Origin of the sequence: Salmonella sp. NW884 (assembly GCF_051700745.1) — a bacterium.
Classification (GTDB): Bacteria; Pseudomonadota; Gammaproteobacteria; order Enterobacterales; family Enterobacteriaceae; genus Salmonella; species Salmonella enterica.
In genome coordinates this window covers 189143-209198 of record NZ_JAMMDE010000007.1, presented here as the reverse complement: position 1 = coordinate 209198, position 20056 = coordinate 189143, and the positions used below count along the sequence as shown (strand labels likewise).

Here is a 20056-nt window from a genome sequence, read left to right as displayed (position 1 = left end):
AACATGTTTTTCACAAAATAAAAGCGAAAAATTTAATATCTTTTCGCTTTTATTCGTCATGGTTCAGCATTAAATTTAATCTTCTGCCAGAAAACTATTCAGATAAGGGACAATTTTCTGAACGGATGTCTGAAATACGCCGTTCTCGATCCAGTACAGAGTGTTTTCACCTGGACGTAAATTAAAGGCGGTCAGATAGGCATCAGCGGCCAGACGATTCTCACCTTTCATTTCGTAAACTTTCCCCAACAGGACATAGTTAAACCACGACATTTCAAGCTCGATGCTTTTATTGATTTCCTCATACGCTGCATCGATATCACCTTTGCCTAACAGATCAACGGTCTTGATTTTATAATAAACCGACGTTTTCTCAACGCCCGGAATTTGATCTATTTTTTTAAACTCTTCGTTCAGTGCGGCCACTTGTTCTTTATCAAACGGCTGCTGTGATTGCCGTAATACATCTACCAGCACTTTATATTCATAGGCATAGTTGAAATCAGGCGTTTCCTTAATAATGCCATTCAGAATATCGCTGGCTTTACCTAGCGCCTGCGCATCGCCGCTCAGAATAAGCTGGCGCGCCTCATAAAAACGCATCAGCGCGGTATTTTGCGGCGTTCTGAACAGGGCCAGTTGTTCTCGCATACGATTAGGCCAGGGCTGTGTTAAAACGAAAGACAGGCTATTAAACAGATCATCCTGGATGGACAACTGGTTAGTATTGGTGACGAAATAACGCTTATCCAGCATGGTTGAACCATCGGCGTTATCAATGAGCACCACAGACATAAAGCACTGCTGCGCCCGATAGTGGCGCTGATTGACAAACTGAATGGTTAACGTCTTACCGGAGCTGCTTGGCTCATTGACCCGGTAATTAGTTTTATCGTGCACCATAAAGGTCGAGTAGGTGTTCAGCAGGTCGGTGATTAAGCCGCCCAGACCGATGGCGTAGGACTCCTGCGAGACCCAGTTATTACAGGAATTGCCGCCTTCAAAACGAACATCTATATCTCGTGGGTTAAGTAATAACCGCGTTTTTGTTACCGCGGCATTATGATCTACCACCGACATCACGATAAACACCACCAGCGTCGCCAGCGAGAGTAGGAACATTACCCACGTCCAGAAAGCGGCGATACGCGGCTTTTTCGCCTTTTTAGTCGGCGTTTGCAAAGAGGCGGGCGGCACAGGCGTAGCGGCAGTAGCCCCCTCTGCCGGTTCTGCATTCGTTGCTGCGATCGGCGGCGGCGGCGACGTTGATGAATTATCGATCTCATCGCTATTTTCTTCGCACCAGATAACCGGCGCCGTCAGCTTATAGCCGCGTTTAGGTACGGTAACAATGTATTCAGCATTGCTGTCTCCGCCATCTCTTAATGATTTGCGTAGTTCAGAAATGCTTTGGGTGACAACATGGTTGGTCACGATGGTGCGCATCCAGACATGATCAATAATGTTATCCCGGCTTAACACTTCATCCGGGTGATGCGCAAAATACATCAGAAGATCGATCAGCCGTGGTTCAAGAGTAATCTGGCGTCCCTGACGACTGATCTGATTAACAGAAGGTGTAACCAGCCACTCTCCAATGCGTACAACAGGTTGCTGCATAAAAAGATGCCCTAACGAGCTAAGTCAAACGTTAATAATAACACGATTTGCACAGACTTTTTTTATTCCCCTTTTTTGTAAAAGAAAGGCATAAAAAGCAGTGTAATAAGCAGGGGAACGGGGAGGAAAACGGGCGTTCGCCTTAACGATAACGCCCGTTTTTTCAGAGGATTTCTTGCAATTACAGCACTTTATGCGGGCCGAAGCATTCGTAATGAATGTTTTCGTTATTCACGCCAAGTGAAACCAGTTGTTTTGCGGCAAACTGCATAAAGCCTACCGGGCCGCAAAGATAGAACTGCATTGCCGGATCGCTGATCGCGACTTCCAGTTTGCTTAAATCCATCAGCCCTTCGCTGTCAAAGACGTGTTGGGCGCGATCGGCCTCGGTCGGTTCGCGGTACCAGGTATGGGCAGTGAAACGCGGCAGTGTACGGCCCAGCTCGCTCACTTCGTCGGCAAACGCATGAACGTCGCCGTTCTCCGCCGCGTGGAACCAGTTCACCTGCGCGGTATGCTGTCCTTTCGCCAGCGTATCGAGCATCGCTAACATCGGCGTCTGGCCGACGCCAGCGGAAATCAGCGAAACGGGGGTATCAGCGGCGACATTCATAAAGAAGTCACCTGCCGGCGCAGCCAGACGCACCACATCGCCTACGCTGGCGTGATGGTGTAACCAGTTTGATACCTGGCCGCCGTCTTCACGCTTCACGGCAATACGGTACCCTTTGCCATCGGGTTTACGGGTCAGTGAATATTGGCGGATCTCCTGATGTGCAAAACCTTCCGGCTTCAGCCAGACGCCCAGATACTGCCCGGGACGGTATTCCGCCACCGTACCGCCGTCGACCGGTTCAAACTCAAAGCTGGTGATCAGTGCGCTACGCGGGGTTTTCGCAACGATGCGGAAGGGGCGCGTGCCTTCCCAGCCGCCGTCTTTGCTGGCGTTCTCGTGATAAATCTCGGCTTCCCGATGAATAAAGACGTTAGCCAGTACGCCATAGGCTTTGCCCCACGCGTCCAGCACTTCCTGGCCCGGGTTGAACATTTCGTCCAGCGTCGCCAGCAGATGCGTCCCGACGATGTTGTACTGCTCCGGCTTAATCTGGAAGCTGGTGTGCTTCTGCGCGATTTTTTCTACCGCCGGCAGCAACGCCGGTAAATTTTCGATATTGCTGGCGTAGGCCGCGATAGCATTAAACAGGGCTTCGCGCTGATCGCCGTTACGCTGGTTGCTCATATTGAAGATTTCTTTGAGCTCCGGATTATGCGTAAACATACGGTCGTAGAAGTGGGCGGTCAGTTTCGGTCCTGTTTCAACCAGCAGGGGAATGGTGGCCTTTACTGTAGCGATGGTTTGTGCGTCAAGCATACGTGCTTCCTTTATGTGAAAATCTAATGATGTATATCAAATGCATCTTATAAAAATACCCTTGCATTGTAAATGGTTCTTCTCTGCTTTACGTTATGGAGGTAACAACGTGAAAAATCTGCATCACAAAGCTGAAAAGAAATCCGTTGAAATTCGTCAGGCTCTCGTTCAGGAAACCCTTATCTGACGCATAGGTAATCGTTTGCGTAAAAACCTTTGTCAAGACCTGTTATCGAAGAATGATTCGGTTATACTGTTGGCCGAAGTCCCACGGACTGCCTTTTCAGGCACAAATTTTATTGTTAGCTGAGTCAGGAGATGCGGATGTTAAAGCGTGAAATGAACATTGCCGATTATGATGCCGAATTGTGGCAGGCTATGGAGCAGGAAAAAGTACGTCAGGAAGAGCACATCGAACTGATCGCCTCCGAAAACTACACCAGCCCGCGCGTGATGCAGGCGCAGGGGTCTCAGCTGACCAACAAATACGCTGAAGGTTATCCGGGCAAGCGCTACTACGGCGGTTGCGAATACGTTGATATTGTAGAGCAACTGGCTATCGACCGCGCGAAAGAACTGTTCGGCGCCGACTACGCTAACGTGCAGCCGCACTCCGGTTCTCAGGCTAACTTCGCTGTTTACACCGCGCTGCTGCAGCCGGGCGATACCGTTCTGGGTATGAACCTGGCGCAGGGCGGCCACCTGACTCACGGCTCCCCGGTTAACTTCTCCGGTAAACTGTACAACATCGTACCTTACGGTATCGATGAGTCCGGTAAAATTGACTATGACGAGATGGCGAAGCTGGCCAAAGAGCACAAGCCGAAGATGATTATCGGTGGCTTCTCTGCCTACTCTGGCGTGGTTGACTGGGCAAAAATGCGTGAAATCGCTGACAGCATCGGCGCATACCTGTTTGTCGACATGGCGCACGTGGCGGGCCTGATTGCCGCAGGCGTTTACCCGAACCCGGTTCCCCATGCGCATGTGGTCACCACCACCACCCACAAAACCCTGGCGGGTCCGCGCGGCGGCCTGATCCTGGCGAAGGGCGGCGACGAAGAGCTGTACAAAAAACTGAACTCTGCCGTCTTCCCAAGCGCGCAGGGCGGCCCGCTGATGCACGTGATCGCCGGTAAAGCGGTAGCGCTGAAAGAAGCGATGGAGCCGGAGTTCAAAGTCTACCAGCAGCAGGTGGCGAAAAACGCCAAAGCGATGGTGGAAGTGTTCCTGAACCGCGGCTACAAAGTGGTGTCTGGCGGCACTGAGAACCACCTGTTCCTGCTGGACCTGGTGGATAAAAACCTGACCGGTAAAGAAGCTGACGCCGCGCTGGGCCGTGCTAACATCACCGTGAACAAAAACAGCGTGCCGAACGATCCGAAGAGCCCGTTCGTGACCTCCGGTATCCGTATCGGTTCCCCGGCGGTTACTCGTCGCGGCTTCAAAGAAGCGGAAGTGAAAGAGCTGGCTGGCTGGATGTGCGACGTGCTGGACAACATCAATGATGAAGCCACCATTGAACGCGTGAAAGCGAAAGTACTGGATATCTGCGCCCGCTTCCCGGTTTACGCGTAAGCGCTTATGTTGTGAAAATGGCCCGATGGCGCTGCGTCTGTCGGGCATTACTTATGCGCCATAACGTGACGCCGCCGGAAGTCATTATCCGGCGGCGTTGCCGTTTGAACTTCTCCCTCCGCTTGTTAATCTTATGTTACCCTTGCCAGCGCAACCGTTTACCGCCAGACTATCGCCTCCAAACGGGAGGGAGTCATGGCATTGCATTCCACGCGCTGGCTGGCGCTCAGTTATTTCACCTACTTCTTTAGTTACGGTATTTTTCTGCCCTTCTGGAGCGTCTGGCTCAAAGGTCTTGGGCTAACGCCGGAAACCATCGGTCTTCTGCTGGGCGTGGGTCTGGTCGCGCGTTTTCTCGGTAGTCTGCTCATTGCGCCTCGCGTAAGCGATCCTTCGCGGTTGATCTCCGCGCTGCGCGTACTGGCATTGCTGACGCTGGTATTTGCGCTGGCATTTTGGGCAGGAACGCATGTCGCGTGGCTAATGGTGGTGATGGTTGGGTTTAACCTCTTCTTTTCACCACTGGTGCCGCTGACCGATGCGCTGGCCAATACCTGGCAAAAGCAAATTACCCTGGACTATGGTCGGGTGCGGCTGTGGGGGTCCATCGCCTTCGTGATAGGGTCGGCGCTGACCGGTAAGCTGGTGAGTTTATACGATTACCAAGCGATTCTGGCGCTACTGACGCTCGGCGTCGCCTCGATGTTGCTGGGTATGTTGTTACGTCCCAGCGTGCCGCCGCAAGGGGAAAGCCGTCAGCAGGAGAGCGCAGGCTGGCCCGCCTGGCGTACGCTGGTGGCACAAAGTTGGCGTTTTCTCGCCTGCGTCTGTTTGCTGCAAGGGGCGCACGCCGCCTACTATGGTTTTAGCGCCATCTACTGGCAGGGGGCTGGCTATTCAGCATCGGCGGTCGGCTATTTATGGTCGTTGGGCGTGGTGGCGGAAGTGATCATTTTCGCCCTGAGTAAAAAGCTATTCCGCCGGTTTAGCGCCCGCGACTTGCTGTTGCTTTCCGCTGTGTGCGGCGTGGTACGCTGGGGACTGATGGGCTGGAGTACGGCGTTGCCGTGGCTGATTGTGATACAAATCCTGCACTGTGGCACGTTTACCGTTTGCCATCTGGCCGCCATGCGCTATATCGCTGCGCGTCAGGGAAGCGAGGTGATTCGTTTGCAGGCCGTCTATTCCGCTGTGGCGATGGGCGGCAGCATCGCGATTATGACAGTATTTGCCGGTTTTCTGTATCAACATCTGGGCGGCGGCGTATTCTGGATTATGGCGCTGGTGGCATTGCCCGCTATCTTCCTTCGGCCCAAAGTGGTTGCCGCGTCATGATTCCAGGATCTTGCGGATCTGCTGCTGTTGGTGCTCTGTGAGGGCGCGATCCGCATGAATTAACGGCGGTGAGAAGAGCGGTAGCGGCGTGGCGTAAGGGGTAACAATCAGCGCTACGCCGCGCGGGCATCCCTCTTTTTGAAACGCCTGGAGCGATATCCGTCTGATATTCAGCGGCAATAGGGTCAGTTCACGCAGTTGCTGCTCAATATGCGTCTCCAGCGCATCATTTTTATCCGCTAACAATACGATCTGTCTCTCATGCAAATCGTTATCCTGCATTAGCCAGGCACCGAAAATCACTGCCACCAGCCCCGTCTCTTCCTCGGAAAAGTGGACACCATATTCGGCTTCAAATCCGGCGAGCGCCTCACGTGTGGTGCGAACCAGACGCGGATAAAGACGGTTGAACTCTTCCGGAAGCGTATTATCGATGCCAATCGTGAATAAACTTCGGTTCAGCGCCTGGGCGAGATGGACATACAGCTGATCGTTAAGCCCTTGTTCGTCGCTGAAGCGTACGTTCCCTTTTTCTCGAAAGCGCAGCACCAGCCGCGCCACCTCCAGTCGCAGTTGCTTCGCCCGTTGATGCGTGTCGCGAATCGGGTCGGGGAGGCGAATCATTGAAAACAGTAACGCCATAAACAGCGCTTCATTGAGCGGTGCGGCCTGCATCACGTGGCGCTGCCAGTGACGACCAATTTCCTGGGCGAGTGGATATTCCGCGCACGACTGCGCCCAAATCTGCTGCACAGGGTTGAATTCCGGGGTGATGCCAGCATGGTGTTGTAGCAGACAATACTGTAAAAAGAGACGCAGGAACTGTACGTCGCGATGTTCAAATGGTTTTTGCAACCGGCGGGCGCACAGATTGATGAGCGCGTGCAGATTAATATCGTCATACAGCGGACGCGCGATACCGCGCTGCTTTAGCGCGTTTTTTAAGGCCGGGGTAAACTGTTGCGTGACGAAGGTCGGGCATAAACGCAGGCCACGCCTGAGCCAGTGTAAAAGGCAAAGGCGCTGATCGAGTGCTGTACCTTCGATCCGATAGCAACCGTTCTGGCATGTTGTGATGGCAAGGCGATGATAGCGCTGGATCTCCAGGCTTGTCTCAGTGATATCCTCACGGGCAGTATCATCATCAACGCCATTAAGCGCGCTGAAGATTTCCACCGTGGCAATTGTCTCCGGCTGGAAAAGCGTCAGCAATACCTGACAGCGGCGCTGGGGAGCGGAAAGTACAGATGGTGGGGCAATTGTCGGCATCATCTGTCAGGTCTCCCGTTAGTTTGTCTGGTAAGGATAGCTAAAGTTTGCGCGTGAAAAATGTGATAAGCGTGCTTTTAGGCCAGGAATGCTGAGGAACGTCACAGAATTTTTATCGCGAGGAACAGATGAAGCCAGTGAAACGCAGCGCCTTAACACTATTTCTTGCCGTTTTATCTTTCGTGGCGGCGGCGCATCCGCACAGCTTCATCCGTCTGCAAACGCAGGTGGTCAGTGAAAATGAGCAATTTGTGGCGTTAAAAATGCGCTGGACAATGGACGCGCTGACGTCCGCAGATCTGCTGTATGACGCCGGAAACGCGGCGCCGGGGTCAGAAATATGGAAAAAGTTGGCGGCGGAAGTGATGGCTAACGTACTTGGGCAGCACTACTTTACAGAAGTGTGGCGCAATGGCGCGAAAGTGAAGTTTAAAAACAGGCCGACAGAATACGGTATGACGCGTGACGCGCATCAGGCGGTATTGACCTTTACGCTACCGCTGGCTGAACCGCAGCCGTTAAGCGGACAGACTTATACCTTTTCAACGTTTGATCCCTCTTATTATGTCGATATGCATTATGACCAGGACAGCGATATCACGATGCCGGAACCGCTGCGCGAAAAGTGTCGGATTCAGGTTTATACTCCTGCGCCCGGCGAAGAGACGCTACGTTTCGCCCAGTCGCTGGATAAAGAGGACGCGCCGCCGGAGGATATGGATTTAGGTAAACAGTTTGCCCAAACGGTGACCTTGCAATGTCAGTAATTTTTTCTCAACGCACTCCGGGGCGACGCTGGCTCTCGCTGTGGCCATTGGCGTTATTCCTGCTGCTGATGCTGGTTGGCGGTCTGTGGATATGGCAGGCCTGGCCGCAGGTGATGTTGAAAAGCGCTCTTTGGCAGCGGGACGTAAATCAGCAGTTGAGCGCGCTGCTTAACGCGGTGGCGACGCATCCTGAGCGGGCGGGCGGATCGTTGCTTCTGCTGAGTTTTATGTATGGCGTGCTTCATGCGCTGGGGCCGGGACACGGCAAAGTGGTGATCGCGACATGGCTGGCGACGCATCCTTCGAAGCTGAAATCGAGTATCGTGTTAACCCTCGCCGCCGCGTTATTGCAGGGGCTCGTGGCTATCGGGTTGGTGGTGGGCGTGCTGACCGTATTGCAACTTCCGGCCAGGCAGCTACATCTGAGTGGTTTCTGGCTGGAAAAGGGGAGCTATGCGTTAGTTGGCGGGCTGGGCATCTTGCTGTGCTGGCGGGCCATAAAAAAGTTACGCGCGCTGCTACGTAAACCTGTCTTTATCGCTTTTACGCCGCGCCATGTTCACCATGAAAAATGCGGCTGCGGACATCAGCATCTACCGACGCAGGAACAATTGCATAGCGGCGATGACTGGCGCGCGCGACTCATGATCGTACTGTCTATGGGGATGCGGCCCTGTTCCGGCGCGATAATGGTGCTGTTATTCAGTAAAGTGATTGGCGTTTTTAGCTGGGGAATGGCGTCGGTACTGGCAATGGCGGCGGGAACCTCGCTAACGATTACCTCGCTGGCGCTGCTGGTACACACTTTTCGTGCTCTGGCGGTGAAACTCAGTGGAAACAAAGCGCCGGCGTTATGGCGGCAGGTCGGCTGGTCAACGCTGGCGCTGGCCGGAGGGGTGATACTGCTTGTCGCGGCGCTGGTCATGTGGTTTAGCGTGCCGCAGCCTGTGGGCGGGCTGCGGCCATGGCGTGGTTGATTAGTGCCCGGCGGGTTTGAGATGCATCCGCGCGACGGATTCGTCTTCGGCCCAGTAAATGCGTTCGGCGACCATCGCTTCCGGATTGAGCTGAACGCCGCGCAGTACCCGTTCTTTAAAACGCAGGTAGCCGCCTTTGTCGATCAGATGGCCCATATGTAGATAGATCGGTTTTCCGCCGAGCATCTCTTTTTCAAATTCATACAGGTTAACGATCACCTGCTTTATCACATCTTCAGTCACCCAGTTGAGGAAGAGCTTGCCGACGCGCGGCGTCTTTTTACTGGTGCGTCCGCCCAGACGGACTTGCCAGAGCTGATCCGGCTTACGTTGCCAGGCCAGCGTCGGACAGGCCAGCACGCACTCGCCGCAGCCGATACAGGCGGACTCTTCTTTGACCGCTTTGCCGTTCTTCAGCGCCAGGCAGCCTACCGCGTGGTGACTACAGGCCTTCACGCAGGCGCCGCAACCGATACAGCGATCGGCAGTGAAGCGCATTTTCGCCACGCCAATAATTCCCAGATCGGCCATTGACGCCTTCGCGCAATCATTCGGGCAGCCGACGATGACCGTTTTGAGATGATAAGGGCTGGGATAGACCAGTTTTTCAAGACGACGGGACAGACCGGTCGTGTCAGTGTTGGCTTTCTGGCAAATGCGGTTCCCCTGACAGGCGACAATATTTCGCCCGCCAATAGCGAGGTAGCCCGCTTTGGTATCCTCAACCTGGACGTCGCACAGTTCTATTTCAATCTCGCGAAGAAACGGCTCCAGCGCAGCGTTCACGTTGTCGATATCTTCGTAACGGATACCCGGCATCGCCAGCTTCTGGCGGGTAGTGAGGTGAATTTGTCCGTTGCCCCAGGTTTCGGCGATGTCACGCGCCACCGTTAGCAAATGTGCGGGCAAAATACCGCCGGGAATGCGGACGCTGATCATGGCTTCGCCGCGCACTTTTGACAGGCGATATTCGTTTTTCGCACGGGCTTTAATGATATCAATATCAATGCTCATGATGTTCTCCTTAATCGGCAAAACGTTGCGCGACGGCGTAGTTAAATATCGGGCCGTCGGTGCAGACATACACTTCGCCCATACGGCAGTGGCCGCACTTCCCGACGGAGCAGGCCATCCGGCGTTCGTAGTCCACCCAAATTTGCTCCGGCTTGAGCCCTTTTTGCAGCAGCATTTTTACGGTAAAGGTAATCATTATTGGCGGCCCAACGACGATGGCCTGCATGGTGTCGATATCGCTAAGCGTCATGTCGGCAAGCCGATCGGTCACCCGACCAATCTGGTAACGGTCATCAGCCTCGCCTTCATCCAGCGTGAGCACCAGATTATGTTTGCCGCGCCACGTCGCCATTTCTTCTTTGTACAGCACGCAATCGCGATTTTTATAGCCGAGAATCATATCCAGTTGACCAATTTCCTGGGGATTCTCAACGAAATAGCGCATTAAGCCTTTCACCGGCGCGACGCCCGTGCCGCCTGCGACAACCAGTAAGGGTTTATGGCGCAGCGTATCGACCGGATAGCCATTGCCATAGCAGCCGCGTAGCCACACGTTGTCGCCTTCTTTCAGCGTAAAGAGGGCGCTGGTCACTTTTCCGACATTACGAATCAGCAGATCTATCCAGCCGTCGCCATAGTCGGAAACGGAGATGGGCGCTTCGCCGACGCGCGGCAGCGACACCTCAACAAATTGCCCCCAGTGCGCGGGAAAATCGACGGCCACGCGGAAATTCCACTCCAGCGGCGTGTGGCGAGTAATACTGAGGATGCGGTACGCCGCAGGCAGCAAACTGTGCTGCGGTTTATCATGACAGGAACAATGTGACATGCGTTATGCCTCCTCTGCCAGCGCCTGCCGAACGGCAGCGGTCATTTTATTGATAATCAAAGAAAATTTGATGTATTGCGGGCAGCGATCGTCGCAGCGGCCGCAGCCGACGCACATATGTTCAATGCCGTTGCGCGCTTTGTAGTCATTGACCTTATGCAGGGCGCGGTAGCGCAGACGCTCGCCGGGGTTTTCGCGAAAACCATGACCGCCGGCCATGTCGCTAAAGCCCGGCACCATGCAGCTTGCCCACTGGCGGCGGCGTTCGCCGCGCTGCGGATTTTCATCATAGGCGACGTCAAAGACGCTATAGCAGGTACAGGTTGGGCACCCGGTAGTGCAGCGGCCACAACTGATGCAGCGGCTGTCGTAGGCGTCCCATAGCGGATGGCGGGTGAGAATGTCGCGAATTTTTTGCGGATCGCGGCAAACGCTGTCCGGCGTGACGACGGTTTCCCGGTTTTCGCTGACGAAAGAGGGGGTATAGTCAGCCTCCTGCCCCAGCCCTTGTATCGCCGCCTCGATAAAGGGATCGCGGATGCTGACAAGCGCGCCTTCATCGCTAAAACGCATAGCGGCGCTATAACAGTCAGTTTTATTAGTACCCATTGAGACGCAGAAACAATTTTCGAAGCTTTCTTCACACTCAATAAGGACGAAACGAATATGCTCCCGTAGCAGTTGATAACTGTAATCGGAATTATTCCCATTTGATAAATACATATAATCCAGCCGCGACATGGCGTTAATGTCGCAGGCGCGGGCAAAGACGATTATCGGGGAGGTGTCTGTCTCGGCAATTTGAATGGTGTCTTTATCGAAATAAAAGAGCGTTTCGGTGATAGGGGCGATAATGGTATTCGGCGACATGTGCGATTTCTCGTGCCAGATGAGATCGCGCCAGCCGCTAATTCGTTGATAAATAATGTTGTCAGTGTCGGAAAAACGTCCGCCGCGAAACTCTGCGGACGGGGCAAACACGCGCCATTTTTTGTTTAATCGCTGGATAAGCAGACTAAACTCGTCAGGCGTAATTTTGATAGCCATCATATACTCCACAGTAATATTCAGGAAAAACAAATGAAAATAAATTGTTATAAAAATCAGTTGAATATTACTGTTACGCTAGCGCTAATCCACCGCCTTCGCTAACGGGAAAAAATGGTTTTTACTATCGGTATAATAAATATATTCTTAATCATAAAATATGCATATATACAGCGTCGCGCTATTTAGCGGATAGCGCGGTCTGAATAAAATTAATCATTGCATCGCGGTAAAGGTTTTCATAACGCCCGGAAAAAGCATCAATGTGATCGCCGCCAGGAATGAAGATTTTTTGTTTGGGCTCTTGGGCGAGGGCATACAATTTCTCACTGTCCTGCCAGGGAATAACATGGTCTGCCGTGCCATGAAGAATCAATACCGGAATGGGGCTGACGCTGGCGATATTGCGATCCGCGCTATAGCGGTCATCAAGCAAATAGCCACTGCCCGGGATCATCTGGTTGGCGATGGAGGAATAGGATAAAAACGTTGAGTCGAGGATAATTGCACGTATGCTCGCCTGGTCGGCGTAGCGCATATTAGCGCAGCCTACACAGTGTCCTACGGCGGCCAGTACATTATTGCCGCCCAGGCTCTGCCCCAGCAGTACCAGGCGCTCGGGGTTAATGTCGTCGCGATGCCGCACATAATCTATCGCGCTTTTCGTATCGTCCAGTAGCCCCTCTTGTGATGGGGTACCCTCAGATTCGCCAAAACCACGGTAATCAAACATAAACAGGTTTACGTTGCGTTCTGGCAGCCAACTGACTAACGGCCAGTGCGCCGACATATTTCCGGCGTTGCCATGGACATGAATCACCGTCGCGACGGCGTTTTCCGGCCTGCCGAAAGCAGTGGGAATAAACCAGCCGTGCAGATGCGTGCCATCTTTGGCGGTAAAGGTAATGGATTCAGCTTCGGCAGGGGTTGGCCCATAGACTTTATTGTCCGGGTAATAAAAGGCATTGATCGCTACGCGGGGTAGCAGGTAAATACAGACCACAATGATAAACAGAATAAAAAGGGATTTGACGATGCGTCGGGTATGTTGAAGGGTCATGTTCGCTTCCTTGCCGCTTTATGCCAATAGCGGAGCAGGGAGCGATCGTACAAAAACATGCAGGCAAGTAAAGCGATGAGGCTGTGTTTAGGAAAAACGCCTGAAAAGGCACGGCGGATGAGTGGCCCCATCCGCCGAAGAGACTTAGCGCTTCAGCGCATCGCTCAGTTCGTCGCGCATATTCGCCAGCATGGCTTTAACGACGCGCGGATTCCCCGCCACGATATTACCGGTCATCATGTAGTTATGACCGCCGGTGAAATCGCTGACGATACCGCCCGCTTCACGAACCAGCAGTTCGCCCGCAGCGAAATCCCACGGACGAAGGCCAATTTCAAAGAAACCATCGACACGACCTGCAGCCACATAGGCCAGATCCAGCGCGGCGGAACCGGTGCGGCGGAAATCGGCACATTCGGTGAACAGCTTGCCGATAATATTAATGTAGGTGGTCGCGTATTGTTTGGCTTTGAACGGGAAGCCGGTAGCGAGGATAGTGCCGTCCAGATCGCGAGCGGTACTGCCGCGCAGACGGTAGCCGTTCAGTTGCGCGCCCTGACCGCGGGTGGCGGTGAACAGTTCGTTACGCATCGGATCGTAAACGACAGCCACTTCAGTACGGCCTTTAATGCGTACAGCAATGGAAACAGAGAAGTGTGGCAGACGTTTGATGAAGTTGGTGGTGCCATCCAGCGGATCGATAACCCATTGAACATCCTGATCTGTGCCAACGTGCTCACCGCTTTCTTCGGTGATAATAGTGTGTTGCGGGTAAGATTTGCGAATGGTGTCGATAATTACCGCTTCAGCGGCCTTATCCACATTGGTCACAAAATCGTTACTGCCTTTTTGGCTCGCTTCTACAGCGTCCGGAGTTTCATAGTTTTTGGCAATTACATTACCCGCCTTGCGCGCTGCGCGCACGGCGATGGTCAGCATCGGATGCATCGGTCTCTCTCACTGGATGTTAAAGAACGGGAAAACGGCGCAGAGTATAGCAGCGAGATCGGAATCTGTCTTGGTTTTATGGTAAGATGTCAGAATAATCTTTAGCTGAAGAAAGACAATGCTGCAAAACATTCGAATTGTGCTGGTGGAAACCTCCCACACCGGCAATATGGGCTCTGTGGCTCGCGCTATGAAAACCATGGGCTTAACTAACCTGTGGCTGGTAAACCCGCTGGTGAAACCGGACTCCCAGGCCATCGCCCTGGCGGCAGGCGCCAGCGATGTGATCGGTAATGCGCAGATCGTCGATACGCTGGATGAAGCGTTAGCTGGCTGTAGCCTGGTGGTCGGCACCAGCGCCCGTTCCCGCACTCTGCCGTGGCCGATGCTTGATCCGCGCGAGTGCGGCTTAAAAAGCGTGGCGGAAGCGGCAAATACGCCGGTTGCGCTGGTTTTTGGTCGTGAGCGTGTCGGGCTGACTAACGATGAGTTGCAAAAATGCCATTATCACGTCGCGATTGCCGCTAACCCGGAGTACAGCTCGTTGAATCTGGCGATGGCGGTACAGGTCATCGCATATGAAGTCCGTATGGCCTGGCTGGCGACGCAGGAAAACGGCGACGCGGCAGATTATGAAGAGACGCCGTATCCGCTGGTGGACGATCTTGAACGTTTCTACGGCCATCTGGAGCAGACGTTGCTCTCCACTGGCTTTATTCGCGAAAACCATCCGGGGCAGGTGATGAATAAATTGCGCCGTCTGTTTACCCGCGCCCGCCCGGAAAGCCAGGAGTTGAATATTCTGCGTGGGATTCTGGCGTCTATTGAGCAGCAGAATAAAGGCAAGTAACCGCGTCAATACCGCACGGAACGCTAAATACCTGACTAATTTACTCAAGTAAATAGTTGACCAAATTACTCGGGAATGTCAGACTTGTCCCTGCTATGCAATACCCCCATTTTACAATAAAAAACCCCGGGCAGGGGCGAGTTTGAGGTTAAGTAAGACATGAGACTGACATCTAAAGGGCGTTATGCCGTGACCGCAATGTTAGACGTTGCGCTCAACTCCGAAGCGGGCCCGGTACCGTTGGCTGATATTTCTGAACGTCAGGGGATTTCCCTTTCTTATCTGGAACAGCTATTTTCCCGTTTACGTAAAAACGGTCTGGTTTCCAGCGTACGCGGGCCAGGCGGCGGCTATCTGCTGGGTAAAGATGCTGGCAGTATCGCGGTCGGCGAAGTGATCAGCGCGGTTGATGAATCCGTTGACGCGACCCGTTGCCAGGGCAAAGGCGGCTGCCAGGGCGGCGATAAATGCCTGACCCATGCGCTGTGGCGTGATTTAAGCGATCGCCTGACCGGTTTTCTCAACAATATTACCTTAGGCGAGCTGGTGAATAACCAGGAAGTTCTGGATGTGTCTGGTCGCCAGCACACGCATGACGCGCCGCGCGCCAGCGGTCGTGCGCAGGACGCTATCGACGTTAAATTACGTGCTTAATTAAAATATTACGCCATCTCTTCTGGCGGCATCATGCGGTGAATGCCGCGGTCGTCTGAAGGATGAAGCGTAAAAAAGAATTCAGAATCAGGCCGGGACGCGGACGTCCCGTCAACACGGTCGTACATCCAGCCGGTTGCCTGATTCCTTGCATTGAGTGATGTACGGAGTTTAAGAGCAATGAAATTACCGATTTATCTCGACTACTCCGCAACCACGCCGGTGGACCCGCGTGTTGCCGAGAAAATGATGCAGTTCCTGACCCTGGACGGAACCTTTGGGAACCCGGCGTCTCGTTCACACCGTTTCGGCTGGCAGGCTGAAGAAGCCGTCGATATCGCCCGCAACCAGATTGCTGAACTGGTCGGCGCCGACCCGCGTGAAATCGTCTTTACCTCAGGGGCGACGGAGTCCGATAACCTGGCGATCAAAGGCGCTGCCAACTTTTATCAGAAAAAAGGCAAGCACATCATCACCAGCAAGACCGAGCACAAAGCGGTGCTGGACACCTGCCGTCAGCTTGAGCGCGAAGGGTTTGAAGTGACCTACCTGGCGCCGCAGCGCAACGGCATCATCGATCTCAACGAGCTCGAAGCAGCGATGCGTGACGACACCATTCTGGTTTCCATCATGCACGTGAACAACGAAATCGGCGTGGTGCAGGATATCGCGACCATCGGCGAAATGTGCCGCGCGCGCGGTATCATCTACCACGTTGACGCCACCCAGAGCGTGGGCAAACTGCCTATCGATCTGAGCCAACTGAAAGTGGATCTGATGTCCTTCTCCGGTCATAAAATTTATGGTCCGAAAGGCATTGGCGCGCTGTATGTGCGTCGTAAGCCGCGTATTCGCATTGAAGCGCAGATGCATGGCGGCGGGCACGAACGCGGTATGCGCTCTGGTACTCTGCCTGTTCACCAGATCGTCGGCATGGGCGAAGCTTACCGTATCGCGAAAGAAGAGATGGAGACCGAAATGGCCCGTCTGCGCGGTCTGCGTAACCGTCTGTGGAACGGCATCAAAGATATTGAAGAAGTTTACCTGAACGGCGACCTTGAGCAGGGCGCGCCAAACATTCTCAACGTGAGCTTTAACTACGTTGAAGGCGAGTCGCTGATCATGGCGCTGAAAGACCTGGCGGTCTCTTCCGGTTCCGCCTGCACCTCCGCCAGTCTGGAACCGTCCTACGTGCTGCGCGCGTTGGGCATGAATGACGAGCTGGCGCATAGCTCTATCCGTTTCTCTTTAGGTCGTTTTACCACTGAAGAAGAGATCGACTACACCATTGATCTGGTTCGTAAATCCATTGGCCGTCTGCGTGACCTTTCTCCACTGTGGGAAATGTACAAGCAGGGTGTGGATCTGAACAGCATCGAATGGGCACATCATTAATCGGTATCGGAATCAGGAGAATTTATAATGGCTTACAGCGAAAAAGTAATCGATCACTATGAGAACCCGCGTAACGTAGGGTCGTTTGACAACAACGACGATAACGTGGGAAGCGGCATGGTTGGCGCGCCGGCCTGCGGCGACGTCATGAAGTTGCAGATTAAAGTTAACGATGAAGGTATCATTGAAGACGCGCGCTTCAAGACTTATGGCTGCGGTTCCGCTATCGCCTCCAGTTCTCTGGTAACGGAGTGGGTGAAAGGGAAATCCCTGGACGAAGCGCAGGCGATTAAAAACACCGACATTGCAGACGAACTGGAACTGCCGCCGGTGAAAATTCACTGCTCTATTCTGGCGGAAGACGCGATTAAAGCCGCTATTGCGGATTACAAAAGCAAACGCGAAGCGAAATAAAATAGAACGTTAACATTGAGGTTTTGTTATGTCGATTACACTTAGCGACAGTGCAGCAGCGCGAGTTAATACCTTCCTGGCCAACCGTGGTAAAGGGTTTGGTCTGCGTCTGGGCGTGAGAACCTCCGGCTGCTCAGGTATGGCTTATGTACTGGAATTTGTTGACGAGCCAACGGCGGAAGACACCGTGTTTGAAGACAAAGGCGTTAAGGTAGTGGTTGACGGCAAGAGCCTGCAATTTCTGGACGGTACACAGCTGGACTTCGTAAAAGAAGGTCTGAACGAAGGGTTTAAATTCTCCAACCCGAATGTGAAAGATGAGTGTGGTTGCGGCGAAAGCTTCCACGTGTAACCGTGTTCCGCTGTTATACCGAGCATTCGTGCTGCAGAAAAGCGGCAAGCGAGTGAATCCCCAGGCGCTTACTTGAGTAAATGACTGGGGGAACCCGCGCAGACAACGCATCTGCGGCGCGAAGTAAGAAGGTATAACCCCACCGTGGTCGCCTGCGTGTGGGGTTTGTTCTGACAGGCTATCCCTGAGAATGTTATGGATTACTTCACCCTCTTTGGCTTACCAGCCCGTTATCAGATTGACACCCAGGCGCTGAGCCTTCGTTTTCAGGATCTGCAACGCCAGTATCACCCTGACAAATTTGCCAACGGCACTCAGGCGCAGCAGCTTGCCGCCGTCCAGCAATCCGCCACGATCAACCAGGCCTGGCAAACGCTGCGTCACCCTTTGACGCGCGCGGAGTATCTGCTTTCCTTACACGGGTTCGATCTGGCCAGCGAGCAGCATACGGTACGCGACACCGCGTTTCTGATGGAACAACTCACGCTTCGCGAAGAGCTGGACGATATCGAACAATCAAAAGACGACGTGCGGCTGGAAAGCTTCATCAAACGCGTACAAAAGATGTTTGATGCTCGTCTTCAGCAAATGGTGGAACAGTTGGACAACGCCGCGTGGGACGCGGCGGCGGATACGGTGCGCAAACTGCGGTTTCTCGATAAACTGCGAAGCAGCGCAGAACAACTCGAAGAAAAGCTGCTCGATTTTTAACTGGAATCTAACATGGCCTTATTACAAATTAGTGAGCCTGGTCTGAGCGCCGCGCCGCATCAGCGTCGTCTGGCGGCGGGCATCGACTTAGGCACTACCAACTCTCTGGTTGCGACGGTTCGCAGCGGCCAGGCGGAAACTCTGCCTGATCACGAAGGGCGCCACCTGTTGCCTTCAGTGGTTCACTATCAGCAGCAGGGCCATACGGTCGGTTACGCTGCGCGCGACAATGCCGCGCAGGATACGGCCAACACTATCAGCTCTGTGAAACGCATGATGGGACGCTCGTTGGCGGATATCCAGGCGCGCTATCCGCATCTGCCTTACCGGTTTAAGGCAAGCGTTAATGGGCTGCCGATGATTGACACGGCGGCTGGATTGCTCAATCCGGTACGCGTATCGGCTGATATTCTCAAAGCGCTGGCCGCGCGGGCTAGCGAATCGCTCTCCGGCGAGCTGGATGGCGTGGTGATTACCGTTCCCGCCTATTTCGATGATGCCCAACGTCAGGGGACGAAAGACGCCGCGCGGCTGGCGGGCCTGCATGTACTGCGCCTGCTCAACGAACCGACGGCGGCGGCGATTGCCTACGGTCTGGACTCAGGCAAAGAAGGCGTTATTGCTGTTTACGATCTCGGCGGCGGTACCTTCGATATCTCTATTTTACGCCTGAGCCGCGGGGTGTTTGAAGTGCTGGCGACGGGCGGTGATTCTGCGCTCGGCGGCGACGACTTTGACCATCTGCTGGCGGACTATATTCGTGAGCAGGCGGGAATTGCCGATCGTAGCGACAATCGCGTTCAGCGCGAACTGCTGGATGCCGCGATTGCGGCGAAAATCGCCTTAAGCGATGCCGATACCATTCGCGTTAACGTTGCGGGCTGGCAGGGGGAAATCACTCGCGAGCAGTTTAACGATCTCATTTCCGCGCTGGTTAAGCGCACGCTATTGGCCTGCCGTCGCGCATTGAAAGATGCCGGCGTTGATCCCCAGGACGTTCTGGAAGTGGTCATGGTCGGCGGTTCGACCCGTGTACCGCTGGTGCGTGAGCGAGTAGGCGAATTTTTTGGCCGCACGCCGTTAACCGCTATCGACCCGGATAAAGTGGTCGCTATCGGCGCAGCGATTCAGGCCGATATTCTGGTCGGCAACAAGCCGGACAGCGAAATGCTGCTGCTGGACGTGATTCCACTCTCTCTTGGGCTGGAAACGATGGGCGGCCTGGTGGAAAAAGTCATTCCGCGCAACACCACTATCCCGGTGGCGCGCGCGCAGGATTTCACCACCTTCAAAGACGGTCAGACCGCGATGTCTATCCATGTGATGCAGGGCGAACGCGAACTGGTGCAGGACTGCCGCTCGCTGGCGCGCTTTGCGCTGCGCGGGATTCCGCCGCTGCCGGCGGGCGGGGCGCATATTCGCGTGACCTTCCAGGTAGACGCCGATGGCCTGTTGAGCGTCACCGCAATGGAAAAATCCACTGGCGTCGAGGCCTCCATTCAGGTCAAACCCTCCTATGGCCTGACCGATGGTGAAATCGCCTCAATGATCAAGGATTCCATGAGTTTTGCCGAGCAGGACGTGAAAGCGCGTATGCTGGCGGAGCAAAAAGTCGAAGCCGCGCGCGTGCTGGAAAGTTTGACCGGCGCGCTAACTGCCGACGCCGCGCTGTTAAGCGCCGCAGAACGTCAATGCATTGATGATGCCGCCGCACATTTAAGCGCGGTCGCACAAGGCGATGATGTTGACGCCATAGAACAAGCCATTAAAAACGTAGATAAACAAACCCAGGAATTTGCCGCTCGCCGCATGGACCAGTCGGTTCGTCGCGCGTTGAAAGGCCATTCCGTAGACGAGGTTTAAC

General features: G+C 54.0%; 19 protein-coding genes. 11 read left to right on the top strand and 8 right to left on the bottom strand.

Annotated features, from left to right (window positions below; all coding sequences use genetic code 11):
• Positions 1–75: 75 nt before the first annotated feature.
• Both cadC and hmpA read right to left on the bottom strand, forming a co-directional pair.
• Entirely contained in the window at positions 76–1620 is a 1545-nt protein-coding gene (gene cadC / locus NA197_RS16485) for a lysine decarboxylation/transport transcriptional activator CadC (protein ID WP_001187142.1), read from the bottom strand.
• 181 nt (positions 1621–1801) lie between these two features.
• Positions 1802–2992, bottom strand: coding sequence for an NO-inducible flavohemoprotein (hmpA, locus tag NA197_RS16480; protein WP_000883153.1), 1191 nt, complete (start codon positions 2990–2992; stop codon positions 1802–1804).
• Positions 2993–3316: 324 nt separating this feature from the next.
• Between hmpA and glyA the strand changes: the two genes are divergently transcribed.
• Positions 3317–4570 carry a serine hydroxymethyltransferase gene (gene glyA / locus NA197_RS16475; RefSeq protein ID WP_000919173.1) on the top strand — a complete coding sequence of 418 codons (1254 nt, stop codon included), beginning with the start codon at positions 3317–3319 and terminating at the stop codon, positions 4568–4570.
• Between the two features lie 195 nt (positions 4571–4765).
• The gene (locus NA197_RS16470) at positions 4766–5905 is read left to right on the top strand and encodes a 3-phenylpropionate MFS transporter (RefSeq protein WP_001173729.1); all 1140 of its coding nucleotides are present in this window, start codon (positions 4766–4768) and stop codon (positions 5903–5905) included.
• On the opposite strand, the gene csiE is transcribed toward NA197_RS16470, so the two are convergent.
• The gene (gene csiE / locus NA197_RS16465; RefSeq protein ID WP_000982971.1) at positions 5900–7177 is read right to left on the bottom strand and encodes a stationary phase inducible protein CsiE; all 1278 of its coding nucleotides are present in this window, start codon (positions 7175–7177) and stop codon (positions 5900–5902) included. The two genes, NA197_RS16470 and csiE, sit on opposite strands and share 6 nt — an antisense overlap.
• 125 nt (positions 7178–7302) lie before the next feature.
• Between csiE and NA197_RS16460 the strand changes: the two genes are divergently transcribed.
• Together NA197_RS16460 and NA197_RS16455 are read left to right on the top strand one after the other, a co-directional pair.
• Complete coding sequence (locus tag NA197_RS16460; protein ID WP_000805728.1) at positions 7303–7941, top strand: DUF1007 family protein; 639 nt, start codon at positions 7303–7305, stop codon at positions 7939–7941.
• A complete protein-coding gene (locus NA197_RS16455) occupies positions 7932–8918 on the top strand; it encodes a nickel/cobalt transporter (RefSeq protein ID WP_058111690.1) in 987 nt (328 codons plus the stop codon). The genes NA197_RS16460 and NA197_RS16455 overlap by 10 nt, the downstream gene beginning before the upstream one ends.
• Here the strand turns inward: NA197_RS16455 and asrC are convergent, their stop codons facing one another.
• The 5 genes from asrC to suhB form a co-directional block, all read right to left on the bottom strand.
• Positions 8919–9932 carry a sulfite reductase subunit C gene (asrC, locus tag NA197_RS16450; protein WP_000020685.1) on the bottom strand — a complete coding sequence of 338 codons (1014 nt, stop codon included), beginning with the start codon at positions 9930–9932 and terminating at the stop codon, positions 8919–8921.
• Positions 9933–9942: 10 nt separating this feature from the next.
• Positions 9943–10761 (bottom strand): anaerobic sulfite reductase subunit AsrB, encoded by an 819-nt coding sequence (gene asrB, locus NA197_RS16445; protein WP_000017587.1) that lies wholly within the window; start codon positions 10759–10761, stop codon positions 9943–9945.
• A 3-nt stretch (positions 10762–10764) separates the two neighbouring features.
• The gene (asrA, locus tag NA197_RS16440; RefSeq protein WP_023219890.1) at positions 10765–11808 is read right to left on the bottom strand and encodes an anaerobic sulfite reductase subunit AsrA; all 1044 of its coding nucleotides are present in this window, start codon (positions 11806–11808) and stop codon (positions 10765–10767) included.
• 181 nt (positions 11809–11989) lie between these two features.
• The gene (locus NA197_RS16435) at positions 11990–12868 is read right to left on the bottom strand and encodes an alpha/beta hydrolase (protein WP_064043156.1); all 879 of its coding nucleotides are present in this window, start codon (positions 12866–12868) and stop codon (positions 11990–11992) included.
• A 144-nt stretch (positions 12869–13012) separates the two neighbouring features.
• On the bottom strand, positions 13013–13816 hold the full coding sequence (gene suhB / locus NA197_RS16430) for an inositol-1-monophosphatase (protein ID WP_000553473.1): 804 nt from the start codon (positions 13814–13816) through the stop codon (positions 13013–13015).
• Positions 13817–13934: 118 nt separating this feature from the next.
• Between suhB and trmJ the strand changes: the two genes are divergently transcribed.
• The 7 genes from trmJ to hscA all read left to right on the top strand — a co-directional run bounded on the left by trmJ (position 13935) and on the right by hscA (position 20055).
• Complete coding sequence (gene trmJ / locus NA197_RS16425; RefSeq protein ID WP_000940034.1) at positions 13935–14666, top strand: tRNA (cytosine(32)/uridine(32)-2'-O)-methyltransferase TrmJ; 732 nt, start codon at positions 13935–13937, stop codon at positions 14664–14666.
• A 159-nt stretch (positions 14667–14825) separates the two neighbouring features.
• Positions 14826–15320, top strand: a complete 495-nt coding sequence (gene iscR / locus NA197_RS16420; RefSeq protein WP_001241346.1) for a Fe-S cluster assembly transcriptional regulator IscR — start codon at positions 14826–14828, stop codon at positions 15318–15320.
• A gap of 180 nt (positions 15321–15500) precedes the next feature.
• Positions 15501–16715, top strand: coding sequence for a cysteine desulfurase (gene iscS / locus NA197_RS16415; RefSeq protein ID WP_000775263.1), 1215 nt, complete (start codon positions 15501–15503; stop codon positions 16713–16715).
• Between the two features lie 27 nt (positions 16716–16742).
• Positions 16743–17129: a Fe-S cluster assembly scaffold IscU gene (gene iscU / locus NA197_RS16410; RefSeq protein WP_000331704.1), complete on the top strand. Its 387-nt coding sequence runs from the start codon at positions 16743–16745 to the stop codon at positions 17127–17129.
• Positions 17130–17157: 28 nt separating this feature from the next.
• Positions 17158–17481 (top strand): iron-sulfur cluster assembly protein IscA, encoded by a 324-nt coding sequence (gene iscA, locus NA197_RS16405; RefSeq protein WP_000028952.1) that lies wholly within the window; start codon positions 17158–17160, stop codon positions 17479–17481.
• A 195-nt stretch (positions 17482–17676) separates the two neighbouring features.
• A complete protein-coding gene (gene hscB / locus NA197_RS16400; RefSeq protein WP_000384398.1) occupies positions 17677–18192 on the top strand; it encodes a co-chaperone HscB in 516 nt (171 codons plus the stop codon).
• Between the two features lie 12 nt (positions 18193–18204).
• Positions 18205–20055 carry a Fe-S protein assembly chaperone HscA gene (hscA, locus tag NA197_RS16395; protein WP_001196650.1) on the top strand — a complete coding sequence of 617 codons (1851 nt, stop codon included), beginning with the start codon at positions 18205–18207 and terminating at the stop codon, positions 20053–20055.
• The last annotated feature ends 1 nt before the right edge of the window (position 20056 follow it).

Bases quoted from the DNA above. Each gene is read 5' to 3' on its own strand.
- asrA (WP_023219890.1), bottom strand. From the start codon at position 11,808: ATGGCTATCAAAATTACGCCTGACGAGTTTAGTCTGCTTATCCAGCGA.
- cadC (WP_001187142.1), bottom strand. From the start codon at position 1,620: ATGCAGCAACCTGTTGTACGCATTGGAGAGTGGCTGGTTACACCTTCT.
- hmpA (WP_000883153.1), bottom strand. From the start codon at position 2,992: ATGCTTGACGCACAAACCATCGCTACAGTAAAGGCCACCATTCCCCTG.
- iscS (WP_000775263.1), top strand. From the start codon at position 15,501: ATGAAATTACCGATTTATCTCGACTACTCCGCAACCACGCCGGTGGAC.
- iscR (WP_001241346.1), top strand. From the start codon at position 14,826: ATGAGACTGACATCTAAAGGGCGTTATGCCGTGACCGCAATGTTAGAC.
- glyA (WP_000919173.1), top strand. From the start codon at position 3,317: ATGTTAAAGCGTGAAATGAACATTGCCGATTATGATGCCGAATTGTGG.
- suhB (WP_000553473.1), bottom strand. From the start codon at position 13,816: ATGCATCCGATGCTGACCATCGCCGTGCGCGCAGCGCGCAAGGCGGGT.
- iscA (WP_000028952.1), top strand. From the start codon at position 17,158: ATGTCGATTACACTTAGCGACAGTGCAGCAGCGCGAGTTAATACCTTC.
- NA197_RS16455 (WP_058111690.1), top strand. From the start codon at position 7,932: ATGTCAGTAATTTTTTCTCAACGCACTCCGGGGCGACGCTGGCTCTCG.
- NA197_RS16470 (WP_001173729.1), top strand. From the start codon at position 4,766: ATGGCATTGCATTCCACGCGCTGGCTGGCGCTCAGTTATTTCACCTAC.
- asrC (WP_000020685.1), bottom strand. From the start codon at position 9,932: ATGAGCATTGATATTGATATCATTAAAGCCCGTGCGAAAAACGAATAT.
- NA197_RS16460 (WP_000805728.1), top strand. From the start codon at position 7,303: ATGAAGCCAGTGAAACGCAGCGCCTTAACACTATTTCTTGCCGTTTTA.
- iscU (WP_000331704.1), top strand. From the start codon at position 16,743: ATGGCTTACAGCGAAAAAGTAATCGATCACTATGAGAACCCGCGTAAC.
- hscA (WP_001196650.1), top strand. From the start codon at position 18,205: ATGGCCTTATTACAAATTAGTGAGCCTGGTCTGAGCGCCGCGCCGCAT.
- hscB (WP_000384398.1), top strand. From the start codon at position 17,677: ATGGATTACTTCACCCTCTTTGGCTTACCAGCCCGTTATCAGATTGAC.
- trmJ (WP_000940034.1), top strand. From the start codon at position 13,935: ATGCTGCAAAACATTCGAATTGTGCTGGTGGAAACCTCCCACACCGGC.
- asrB (WP_000017587.1), bottom strand. From the start codon at position 10,761: ATGTCACATTGTTCCTGTCATGATAAACCGCAGCACAGTTTGCTGCCT.
- NA197_RS16435 (WP_064043156.1), bottom strand. From the start codon at position 12,868: ATGACCCTTCAACATACCCGACGCATCGTCAAATCCCTTTTTATTCTG.
- csiE (WP_000982971.1), bottom strand. From the start codon at position 7,177: ATGATGCCGACAATTGCCCCACCATCTGTACTTTCCGCTCCCCAGCGC.